This window comes from Acidithiobacillus sulfurivorans, assembly GCF_018853815.1.
Classification (GTDB): domain Bacteria; phylum Pseudomonadota; class Gammaproteobacteria; order Acidithiobacillales; family Acidithiobacillaceae; genus Acidithiobacillus; species Acidithiobacillus sulfurivorans.
Window position 1 is genome coordinate 1 of record NZ_JAAOMP010000048.1, and the last position, 3,841, is coordinate 3,841.

Below are 3,841 nucleotides of genomic sequence, written 5' to 3' on the forward strand. Positions count from 1 at the left end.
CTGCGGAATTCTGGGCAAGCTTTTTCACTTCGTCGGCGACCACGGCGAAACCCCGCCCATGCTCTCCAGCGCGAGCCGCTTCAATGGCCGCGTTGAGTGCTAAAAGATTGGTCTGCTTGGCAATATCTTGCACCCTTACGGCAAGCCGGTTGATCGTTTTGGTGCTGGCCAGAAAGCTCGTCACGGTTTCGCCCATCTGTTCCACCATGTTTTCGATGTTCACCATCTGCCCGAAACACCATAAATAAGCAATTATGGTGCCATATTATTATCTGTGTTTTTTCAGGCTGTTGCGCATCTTCTTGCGCTTAACCCAGAGAGGGTGCGCTCCATTTAGGCAGGGAAAGCGCCTGGATTCTGGAGAGCAACGTGCTTCTTGGTACGCCCAGCTTTCGGGCCGCACTGGACGTATTGCCCGACGTTCGGTGTATCGCCTCAAGAATGAGGGTGCGCTCAATTTCCAACAAATGTTCTGGAAGCGTCTTCCCTTCCGGAAGGGCCTGAACCGGGAGCGATTCTTCCGATTCTTCAGAGGACGGCTTCGAGCAAAAAGTAGACTCTGTTTGGCCGCTATCAAAAAAACAGTTCGGTAAATCGGCAGCCGTCACGGCTTCTTTTTTATTGAATATGCACTGGACAGCAATTCTTTCCACCAGATTCATGAGCTCCCGCACATTGCCTGGCCAAGAATAGGTGCCCATGACTTCCAGCGCATCTTCCATGAAATGGATACCCGGATACCCGCGCTTCGCCAGTTTCTCCGCTGCATAAGACACTAAAAGGGATATGTCCTCTCGGCGTTCACGCAAAGGCGGGAGCTCAATCGGATACACGTTCAGGCGGTAGTACAGGTCCTCCCGAAATTCCCCATCGATGACTTTTTTCTGGAGATCACGGTGCGTCGCGGCGATGATGCGGACATCTACTGGGACCGGCTCTCGCCCGCCGATTCGGTCTACCTGCTTTTCCTGCAACACCCGCAGCAGCTTTGCCTGAAGAGAAAAGCTCATTTCACCAATCTCGTCGAGCAGTATCGTCCCGCCTTCCGCCTGTTCGAATTTCCCCAGGCTTTTCGCGTACGCCCCTGTGAATGCCCCTTTTTCGTGCCCAAAAAGCACGGATTCCAGCAAATCAGCGGGGATGGCCGCACAATTGATAGGGATAAACATCCGCCCGGCGCGATCGGAGGTGTCGTGGATGGCGCGGGCAATCACCTCCTTGCCAGTGCCTGTCTCGCCCGTCAGAAAAACCGTAACGGTCGATGGCGCATGAGATAACGCCGTTACATCGTTGAGAATTCTGCCCCAAGCAGGGGATTCACCGACAATATTCGTGTGATACTTTTTAGATTTATTACGGTCCATAGTAGATTCAATTCCAGATGAATACGCAACCATGACAAACACAAGGCTTTATATAACGTAATCTTGTGTTACTTAGCGTTATTAGTCAAGCTTATTTTTGTCCGGTGTGGCACAAGGTTGATCTTTATGCGGGAACCTTCGAATCCAAGCACAAAAATTGTGATAAATTTGGAGCGCTTCTAAAACGACAACCCACACCAACACCAAGCCTAAGGCAGCGGGAATCACCAGCCAGAACCATGCGAACAAGGAAAGATCAGAAGGCATTTGATCTTTCCTTGGCAGCAATGGCTTTCCGGCATCTTATGCAGGTGATTTTGGTACGGTAGTCATCCAGTTCATAAGTTTCTGGTAAATAACCATGTGCTATCACGGACACCATTAGCCCGCACTCGGTTTGGATACCATCGACACTTGTGCCATGCCAACGGCTCATGCGCTCGTTGAAATCTTCCATGCCGCCAATTCGCCAGCGTACAGCGAATCCGCTCATAATCTGTTCCTTAAACAGCGGTCGGCTTCAATGGCTGCACGAATGATCTGGGCGACACGATCTCTTCTGCGATCGGCATAAGGTTCCAGTGATGGCTCGACGGCAAACCCCAGATAACACAAGATGCTTCCGGCTACTTCACTATCCGATAGGGTGCTTATATTCGTTCGTCTCTTTTTCGGCTTCAACGGTAAGATCATAGAGATTCATAGATAGTCCTCTGCACCATGAAGCCGTCTTTTCCATTTCCCGGAACCAGGGCCTCTACTATTTTGATCTCTTTGAGCGCCGCCAGGGTCGCTTCTGGATTCATCGATCCGGCCTTTTTTACAGACATTAGCCATATATCGGCTCCCGTATAACTTGCGCCGCCTCCGCAAAAACCGATTTCTGTCGATGAACAGGATTCTGCTTCATCTTTGGCCGATTTCAGGAATTCCAGCGTATTGCATTTTGGACACGGCGACTCTCCTCCGCTTGAGAGCGGTCCTCCGGGTTCGTCGCAGCTATCCAGATCCCACAAATATCCATCAATACAACAGGTGTCTATGTAGCTTGCCCCAAAATCACGCCCCTGATAATCGCACCCTTTTTTCACATTATCGCACATTGATTCTCCCTCTCTACCCGATCATTTTCGGCATTCATCAATTTAATTCATCCGGTCGTTTATCTTTACGCCACCCATCTCCGAGAGATGTATTCAGCAGAGATTCCACCAGATTTTCGCTGGATAGTTTACGGCGAGCATGGCACTCGTAATGATCGAGTGATGTGCCATGGTATCCCCCATCATCTTCCACGGGTTTACCACACACGCTGCACTTCTCTTTGATGATTTTCTTATCCATATTTTTGCACATGAATTTTACCCGACCTATTACTGGTCACAAAGCCCGTAAGAAGATGCACAAGCTGGCAGACCCAGTTCACCATTATCAAATAGATCCATCGTTCCATTATTTCCTTTCGCCCACGCCACCCGCGCATGGATATTCAGATTATTGAATGTGGTGCGTCGGTCTTTAAGATCGCTGGCATCACACATAAACGTCGAATATCCGCGCTTCGATGCTTGGCTAACCAAGTGTTCCCATTCAGACAGTCTTGTTATTTCTTCCGGATACCGAAACGACACCTGGGCCAAATCACTCTTGTTGCTATTGATACAGACGCAGCCGACACGGCTTTGACCCTGGCTATACAATGGATTCAATGGGCAACCTTGACCGCGCACAAAATCGACGGTTTGTTGTGCGGTCCAGTCCACCAAAGGCCGATAAGCCCAAAGTTTGGGGCCAATGCGCTCCATCTTTTTGGCATAACGACGATTGGGTGATTCATCGCGGCGGATACCTTGCCAGGAAACCACATGCAAGCCTTGTTCAATGAGTTGTAGCTGATAGGCTACGGCCATATTTCTCTTCAGTTCCTCGGTGCAAAATTGTGCCTTTCTTGAAGGAAAACGGCCTTTCCACAAGCACAAATCCAAAAATGGATTACCAGTAGGATGTAGCACATTTAACGCTCGTCGTTTGGCCTTATTGGACCAGCGTACTTTGCGACCGCCACCGATTTTCCGCGTTTTCTGGACAAGCTCTTGGGTCGAAACGCCACCACGCCACACAGTGCGATACAAGATATTTCCATGATGGTCGCGCTTAGGCACAGGATTTCCATTTGCATCAAACACCGGAGCGGTTTTGTATTGACGCCGGGTGCGTTGATCTTGGGCGATAAACCGCCGTTTAGCGATAATCTCACGACTAAAATCCGCTTTGAGTCGTGTTATCTGTATGCCCAGATGTCTTTCCAGCTCATCCAGATGTTTGTAAGTTATCGGAATTTCATTGCCGGTATCACAAAATATCGCCTGGATATTTTCTCTGGGTAAGCGATTCAAAGCGATCAGCAAAGTGGCCGTGCTGTCTTTGCCACCAGACACGCTGATTACATGAATCGTTTTCACGCCACCATCCTTTTT

Annotated in this window: 6 protein-coding genes; all 6 read right to left on the reverse strand. The window is 49.5% G+C overall.

Annotated features, from left to right (window positions below; all coding sequences use genetic code 11):
• Positions 1–226, reverse strand: a 226-nt coding sequence (locus tag HAP95_RS05170; RefSeq protein WP_438263646.1) for a methyl-accepting chemotaxis protein, incomplete at its 3' end; no start/stop codon positions are given.
• Between the two features lie 82 nt (positions 227–308).
• Positions 309–1,364 (reverse strand): sigma-54 interaction domain-containing protein, encoded by a 1,056-nt coding sequence (locus tag HAP95_RS05175; RefSeq protein WP_215883250.1) that lies wholly within the window; start codon positions 1,362–1,364, stop codon positions 309–311.
• 256 nt (positions 1,365–1,620) lie between these two features.
• Complete coding sequence (locus HAP95_RS05180) at positions 1,621–1,857, reverse strand: hypothetical protein (protein ID WP_215883251.1); 237 nt, start codon at positions 1,855–1,857, stop codon at positions 1,621–1,623.
• Between the two features lie 196 nt (positions 1,858–2,053).
• A complete protein-coding gene (locus HAP95_RS05185; protein ID WP_215883252.1) occupies positions 2,054–2,467 on the reverse strand; it encodes an ABC transporter substrate-binding protein in 414 nt (137 codons plus the stop codon).
• Between the two features lie 37 nt (positions 2,468–2,504).
• Complete coding sequence (locus HAP95_RS05190; protein ID WP_215883253.1) at positions 2,505–2,708, reverse strand: hypothetical protein; 204 nt, start codon at positions 2,706–2,708, stop codon at positions 2,505–2,507.
• A 29-nt stretch (positions 2,709–2,737) separates the two neighbouring features.
• On the reverse strand, positions 2,738–3,841 hold a 1,104-nt coding region (locus tag HAP95_RS05195; RefSeq protein WP_226832582.1), incomplete at its 5' end, for a phosphoadenosine phosphosulfate reductase domain-containing protein.